The sequence below is a fragment of the Mycoplasmopsis cricetuli ATCC 35279 genome (assembly GCF_000526955.1).
Taxonomy (GTDB): Bacteria; Bacillota_I; Bacilli_A; order Mycoplasmatales; family Metamycoplasmataceae; genus Mycoplasmopsis; species Mycoplasmopsis cricetuli.
Genome location: NZ_JAHB01000023.1, coordinates 1 through 6,396, shown reverse-complemented (window position 1 = coordinate 6,396; position 6,396 = coordinate 1). Strand labels below are relative to the sequence as shown.

Below are 6,396 nucleotides of genomic sequence, written 5' to 3'. Positions count from 1 at the left end.
TTGAATTTTCTGTTTGAACTTGTTTGTTTTTTAACTCATCAGCTGTTTTTTCTAAACTTTTTAGTTTATCTTCAAGAGTTTTTATTTTAGAATCAGAATTTCTAGTAGAAGAAGTCTGAGAGTTTTCTTGCACTTTTGAAGTACATCCTGCAGCAATAGTTGCAATAGGAATAATTCCAAGTGATAATGATGTTAAAAGTAATGTTTTTTTTGATTTCATGGTTACATTCTCCTTTTTAATATTAAATATAAAAAACATTAATCCTTAAAATTTAGGAAGGTAATTTTTAAAGATTCAGGAGAATTATAAAATGTTTTTTTTTTTTTTTTTTTAGCAAAAAGTTTAAAAAAATTTAAAATTTTCATATTTTTTTCATAAAAAATAAAAAAAATATTACTATTTAAATCAAAAAACAATATTTTAAAATATTAATTTGAAAAAATTTGTTTTAACATTATATTTTGTAATTTATTTATGAGTTTTATTTTGAGTTTAAAAAATAAAATTTTAATATCTTTTAAAATAAAAAAACAATAAATAAAATACCTATAAGATCAATTTAGCATATACATTATAAAAAATAACAATCATTTGATTGTTATTTTTTTCTTTTAAAAATTAATTTAGGGTAATTTATATTATGATTTATTTTAATATTAAACAATTGTCGGTATAAAAATCCGATAATTGGAGCTGTTAACACTGAATTTAAAAATAAAATTACATTAAAAGTAATTAAAATAAAAACATTATTTCCACGATATCCAAATGGGTGATAAAAGGAGATTAATTTATAAATTACTACTCCACGATCCAGTTCACTTCCTCCATACTGAACAACAAAATCATATCCTATGAAATACACAGCTAAATTAAATAGATAATAAAAAAAAGGAAATACAGATAAAATTCAAATTTTAGAATTTTCAATAATAATGCTATTTCGATATAAAATCAAGCAAAAAATTCCAACAAAAGGAGTTATTAAATGAAATATTAAGGATTTGATTTTTGAAAACTTGCTCATGTTAGTAAATTCAGAAGTATCAATAATAATACTCAATCAGTATACAATGAAAGTAATGGTTATATAAACAACTGAAGCAAAGAAAAAATGTTGTCCTTTTTTGCTATCTTTATAAAAAGGAAAAGTAACAAAAGTAATAGTTAAAAAAACATTACTCATAAATGTAAATCAGTAAGTTGATCCACCCCAAAAAAGTTTTGTTGCATTTGGATAAATTGCATTTAAATGAATTTGAGCTTTGTCTTCTAAATTAGCACTGGCTAAAATTTTTTTGATATTATCAAATTCAACAATAGTTTTTTTTGCTACTTGCTGTCATTCAATAATAGTGATAGCTAAAATATTTGTAATCATACACAAACCAAAAATAAAGACAAATAAATCAATATTGTTAAATTTGTAATAATATCTTGCAATTCATTGAAATATTTTGTACATTTAGTTGATCCTTTTTTTAATAAAAAAACGCAAATGCGTTTTGGTCAAATTTGATATGGTGCCCAAGACAGGACTTGAACCTGCACGGATTGCTCCACTAGATCCTTAGTCTAGCGTGTCTGCCAATTTCACCACTCGGGCTTAATGAATGCATTAATTATACCATAATACTAAATAAAAAATAATCACATAAAAATAATCAAAATAAATTATTTAAAGTTAAAAAGCAATATCATACTATTTTATTTATTTGTTTTATTTTGTTTTTTCTTGATTTGATAACTTAGTTTTTCTAGATTATCTAACATTTCATCTTGGGCTGTAATTTTTAAGTTTTTCTTATTTGTTTTTTTAGTTTCTTTTTTGACAATTTTATATTTTGTATTTGAAATAAAACTTGCTATTTTAGACACTTTAATTACCTTTTTATTTTTTATTATTTATGTAATATTATAATTTATAAACTAAAAAAGTTGATCTTTATTTTATTAAAAAAATAAACACCCTAAGTTTTCTATATAACTTTAAGGGTGTTATTAATTTATATTTAATTTAATTATCGAATAATAAATTATATTAATTTGTTCTATTTTTTTTAACAAAAGCATCTAAACGTGAATGTTTTCTTGCTCCTTTATTAGCATGGAAAACACCTTTTGAAACAGCTTTAGCAATAGTAGAGTGAGCTTTTGCAACCAATTGATTTGCTTTTTCATCATTTGATAAAATTGCTTCTCTTGCCTTTCTAATAGCAGTTTTTACTCTTGATTTCATGGCAGCATTTTTAACTCTAGATGCTTCCATTTTAGCAATGCTTTTTATTTTAGATTTAATATTAGCCATTATTAAACTAACCTCCCTTTTTCAAGTCTGAAAAATCTTTTCTATTATATAAAATTTTTATAAAAAATATTAATTTATTTTTTAACTTTTTTTAAATAATAATCATTAATTAATGAAATTAATTTATCATTTGTTGATGATATTTTTTGATGATTAATTGAGCTAAATGAAGAATCAGAAGAAATGTTAAAAATATTTAATGCATATTTATCTACATCATTGTTTTCATCAATGAAATAATTTCGTTTAATAAATTGAAAATCAAAACTAAACGCAGGTGTGTAATTGACAAAATCAAAATTTTCCAAATAAGGATATTTATTTTTTAAAATTTCATTAAAATAACGTTTATCATTAAAATTAACATGTGAAATAATATTAATTAATTGCAATAAAAATTCTTCTGAATTTTCATTTAAATTAAATTTATTTATTTTTAGTTCGTTAGTATTATTACGTAAATTAAAATCATTGACAAGAGCTATTAAAATTTCTTTATTTATTTTATTTAAGTTTTTTCAGTAATTTAAATAGTTATCTTTTAAATTAAAAAATATTTTTTTATTATTTAGTGTTCTAAGGTAAATTACTTTCAAATCATTTATAATTTGATTTTTAAAAATTAGATTTTCTTTTCTTGAAAATTCATTAAGTGAAACATCTTTAAAAATGCTATTTAAATATTCTGAATATAAATTTAAACTCATTTGATTTAAAGTTTCTTTCTTTTTATTTAAATTAAATTCATAAGATTTTGAAAATAATTTTTCATATTCATTTCAATAGGTTTCTCTTTTGCCTAAAATACTTTTTCTTAAAGTTTTATACAAATTATCTTGATTATTTTTTGAAATTGATTTAGATATTACAAAACCATCAACTAAAAGTAGATTATTTTGAGGGCGTATAATGCGTATTGTTCCATCTTGAACTTCTCCATTAGTATTATCTGAAGAATACCAAGCATCAAGAGCATCTCCATTAAACATAATAGTAGCATCTGAAGGGTTTCCTCCTGAATTTTTTGGCATAATTAGTTCAGTTAAAAGTTTTAATCCATCAGGGTTAAGATTGATAAAATTAGTATCAGTTATTTTATGATTTGTTGCATCTTCAATTAAAAATGCGAAGTTATCAATTAATTCTTTGTAATTTTCTTTTGTGACTTTTGTTCCAAATTTATTTATATTATCTTGTGTAAATTGATTAGATTTTTTTCAATAACTTGATCCAATCAATAAATTATTACGAGTTGCATCAGTAATAGTTAAATGTTCAATACCATTTTTAAAAAGAGTATTTAAGATATTAAAAAAAGAATATTTTTGATATTGTTTATTTTCATTGTTAGAATTTAAATCAATTAAATTATTTGTTAAAAGTTTATCTGTACTTTCAAAAGTATCATATAAATTTCTTTGTGATTGGTTCTTTAATTTATCTAAATTAATTCCAAATACAATATCTTGAACAAAATATGGAATCATATATTTTCAAAGATGTTTAGGTTTATCAAATAAAATACCATTTTCATTTGTTTTAAGCTCTTCATCATATGAAATTAAATGTTTTCAAACACTTGGAGTGTAAAGGTTTTGCAATAAATTTTTTAGCTGTTGATCATTTTCAAATGGTTTTTGAAAATTAAACAATTTTTGAAAATCAATTTCTTGTAAAATATCTTTTTTAATTAATGAAACAATTTGAAAGTCACTTCCAATTCCAGCAAATGCTTTGTTGTTAATTAATGCATTTGAAAATTCAGATATTTCAGCAAATTCTTTATATTCAAAATTTTTATTGATAATATTTTTGTTTTGATAGCTAATATATGATTTATAATTTCAAAAAGAAGGTTGAAATGGTTTCTTTGTTTTGCTAATAATTACAAAAACCGTAGAAACACTACAGGAAAATATTAAAAGAAAAAAGATTAAAATTTTTTTTATTTTTTGTTTGTTTTTAGCTAATATTGTCTTCATAAATTTGATAATTTGTATTTAAAATATTATAGATATTTTATAAAAAAAACTAATTATTTAAAACTCATTTTTAAAATCTTTATGATATTTTAATTTAACTAAGTTATAATTAATTTTATGCAAACAAATAAAAGTGATTGATCTAAAATTTTAGATAATTGAAAAGCTGTTTATCACAATAAAAACATCAATAGTACTTATTTATCTGAAATTAAAAGCAATCAATTGTTAATGGAAAATTTTAAAAAACCTCCTATTGCAACTATTTTAGGAATTAAATTACAAAATGGATCACAATTTGGATATCAGTATTTTAACTATTATAGTGCGCTTTACTTGATTAAAAGTTATTATAAAAATGTTTTAAAAAAGCAAATTGAAAAAAAGATTGTTTTATACTTTGACAAGCAAATTAATTCTTTAATTATTAAAGATATCATTTCTTATTTAACTCTTAAAAAATTTATGGTTTTTATGTTTGAAAATAGAGAGTTTTCATCAATTGCAGCAGAGAACTTACTCTTGCAACAAAAATTAAATGAAACTGAATTTTCATATATTATGTTTTTGTACAATAAAATTGATAATTGTTATTATTTGCAAACTTTTTCACAAGGAGAAATAACTTCAATTGAATCAAAAAATAAAATTATTAATTACTATTTAACTGATGAAGAATTTTTAGAATTAGGTCCAGATGAAAAAATTAACACTTTAGATTTTAAAAAAGTTGAAAATATTATTGAACAAACTAATTTAAAAATTAAATTTTTTGAAGATTTTAAAAATACTAAATTTAGTGTTTCAATAGTTTTAGAAGATATTAGAAATTATAAACTTATAAGTAAAATTTTAGTTAAATCAAAAATTAATTTTAAGATTTCAACAAATATTAGTATTTTTAAATATTTAAGCAGAAAAAATAAAATATCAGCACTTAAACAAACTTCATTATTTAAAAAATTTTCTTCAGATTGTATTTTTTTATTGAGTAAACAAAATGAATTAATTGTGTTTATTTATTATAAAGGATATTACATAAAACTTTCTAGTTCTGAAGTTGCTTTTTTATTTATTGATTATAAAATTTTCAAAATTAAAACAAATGAACCAAAAACTAGCAAAATATTAATTCCAATAAATTGCCCTAATTATGTGATGAAAAAAATTAAATCTTATGAATTAAATTTAATTCAAATTGATGACTTTAATTGTTATTCAGATATTGTATTTGGTTATTTTTTTAACTGATATTGAATAAAAAAAGAAAACAAAGTAGCACTTAATTCAATTGAAATGTTGTTTTTATTGCTTAAAATGTTTAATTATTATAAGCAAAATAATACACTTTTGAATTTTAAATTTCAAAAATTAAAAAGTGATTTATCAAATTATATTGAGAAAAAAAGTACTTTTCAAATTCAAAAAAAAGATCTTGAACATTTAAAACAAAATTATTTTGTTGAAGGTGAAGAAATTTATAAAAATTTTAAGATAACATCAATTAATTATTTTGATTTTGTTTTTTTAAATCATAATTTTTTACAAAAGATTGTTATTAAATCAAAAAAAATTGAATTAGTATCTTATTTGATTTATAACAATCAAAGCAATACTTTAACAATAGAAAATCAATTTACTTTCTTAAGTAATAAATGATTTTTAAAATTTAAAATTTTTTTTATTAATCGTTCAATTGTTAAATTGATTCATAATTTAAAAAAATAAATTTAATTTAAACTATTGATAGTTCAAATATGAGTAAATAACAATGTTATAGCAATAACAAATCCAGCTAAAATTAAAGTAAAAACAAAAATTTTAATAAGTGAAATTACATTTGTTTGATTTGAGGGTCATTTAACTCTTTTAATTTCTCTTATAAATTTTCTTATTAAATATTTTTTTGGCTTTGTTTGTTTATTTTTCATTGCATTTCCTTTTTTATTTGTTTTTATTAATTTTTTTAACTGATGTTAATATTATTTAATTATTGTAAAATGTATTAGTTTTTACCATTTTTAAATATATATGAAAATTATACAATAAAAATAAAAAGCTTAAAAAAGAGCAAAAAAAGCTTTTTTTTTTTTTTTTTTTTTATA

At 19.7% G+C, this 6,396-nt stretch carries 7 protein-coding genes and 1 tRNA gene; 1 reads left to right on the top strand and 7 read right to left on the bottom strand.

The genetic code is table 4. The features are described from left to right. The 6 genes from U744_RS04365 to U744_RS0103805 all read right to left on the bottom strand — a co-directional run. Nucleotides 1-220 (bottom strand): hypothetical protein (locus tag U744_RS04365; protein WP_036432094.1); only part of this gene is annotated, 220 nt, incomplete at its 3' end. A gap of 379 nt (nt 221-599) precedes the next feature. Beyond that, nucleotides 600-1,466: an MAGa3780 family membrane protein gene (locus tag U744_RS0103825; protein ID WP_025755727.1), complete on the bottom strand. Its 867-nt coding sequence runs from the start codon at nt 1,464-1,466 to the stop codon at nt 600-602. A 56-nt stretch (nt 1,467-1,522) separates the two neighbouring features. Then, nucleotides 1,523-1,607 (bottom strand) — tRNA-Leu (locus U744_RS0103820). Between the two features lie 101 nt (nt 1,608-1,708). Next, nucleotides 1,709-1,879 (bottom strand): hypothetical protein, encoded by a 171-nt coding sequence (locus U744_RS04665; RefSeq protein WP_156921665.1) that lies wholly within the window; start codon nt 1,877-1,879, stop codon nt 1,709-1,711. 163 nt (nt 1,880-2,042) lie between these two features. Beyond that, nucleotides 2,043-2,309, bottom strand: a complete 267-nt coding sequence (rpsT, locus tag U744_RS0103810; protein WP_025755726.1) for a 30S ribosomal protein S20 — start codon at nt 2,307-2,309, stop codon at nt 2,043-2,045. Nucleotides 2,310-2,383: 74 nt separating this feature from the next. Continuing rightward, nucleotides 2,384-4,291 (bottom strand): type 2 periplasmic-binding domain-containing protein, encoded by a 1,908-nt coding sequence (locus U744_RS0103805; protein ID WP_025755725.1) that lies wholly within the window; start codon nt 4,289-4,291, stop codon nt 2,384-2,386. 117 nt (nt 4,292-4,408) lie between these two features. Here U744_RS0103805 and U744_RS0103800 point away from each other — a divergent pair, with 117 nt between their 5' ends. Next, complete coding sequence (locus U744_RS0103800; RefSeq protein WP_025755724.1) at nt 4,409-6,019, top strand: MAG5620 family putative phospho-sugar mutase; 1,611 nt, start codon at nt 4,409-4,411, stop codon at nt 6,017-6,019. A gap of 2 nt (nt 6,020-6,021) precedes the next feature. Here the strand turns inward: U744_RS0103800 and secE are convergent, their stop codons facing one another. Next, nucleotides 6,022-6,222, bottom strand: coding sequence for a preprotein translocase subunit SecE (secE, locus tag U744_RS0103795; protein ID WP_051449507.1), 201 nt, complete (start codon nt 6,220-6,222; stop codon nt 6,022-6,024). Nucleotides 6,223-6,396: the final 174 nt, after the last annotated feature.